Annotated in this window: 1 pseudogene; it reads left to right on the forward strand. The window is 78.9% G+C overall.

Going from position 1 to position 814, the window contains the following annotated elements:
- Positions 1–814 (forward strand): annotated as a pseudogene (locus ACZY1I_RS32155) (PE family protein); the annotation flags it as partial.

Raw genomic sequence — 814 nt, forward strand, 5'->3', positions numbered from 1 at the left:
AACGGGTCCGCGGGTGGGGTGGGGACCAGCTCGCCCGGCGGCAACGGTGGTGCTGGTGGTGATGCCGGTACCGGTGGCGACGCGGGTGGGGCGTTAGCGGCCAACGGTGACGGCGGGTTCGGCGGGGCCGGCGGCCGCGGCGGTAACGGCGGCTCGGGTGTGGTGACCGCGGGCCCGCTCAGCGGTGACGGTGGTGCCGGCGGTGTGGGCGGTGACGGTGGTCGCGGCGGTAACCGCGGCTTCGGCGGCCTCGGGGGCAGCTTCGGCAATGGCGGGGCCGCCGGTGACGGCGGTGACGGTGGCGCCGGCGCGGCCGGGACGGCTCTGATCGGCGGTGACGCCGGTAACGGTGGCGCCGGTGGGGCCGGCGGCCAGGGCGGCAGTAACGCCCCCGGTGGGGGCGGTATCAGCGGCGACGGCGGTCACGGCGGCACCGGTGGTATCGGCGGCGTGGGCGGTACCAGCAACACCGGCGGGATCGCCGGCAGCGGTGGTGACGGCGGCGCCGGCGGTGCCGGCGGCGATCCCGGCGGGACGGGCCTGGGCCAGGGCGGCAGCATCGGTAACGGCGGCAGCGGCGGCAACGGCGGGGCTGCCGGTAACGGTGGTGCCGGCATCGACGGCACCGGTACCGCCGGTGGTGACGCCGGCAACGGCGGCGCCGGCGGCAACGGCGGCAACGCGTTCCTCGGCGGCGGCGGAGCCAACGGCAACGGCGGCAACGGCGGCGCCGGCGGGACCGGCGGCAACGGCGCCCTGGCCACCCCCGGCGGCAACAACGGCGGCAACGCCGGCAACGGCGGCGACGGCGGCA

It is taken from the genome of Mycobacterium sp. IDUB_37 (assembly GCF_055419245.1).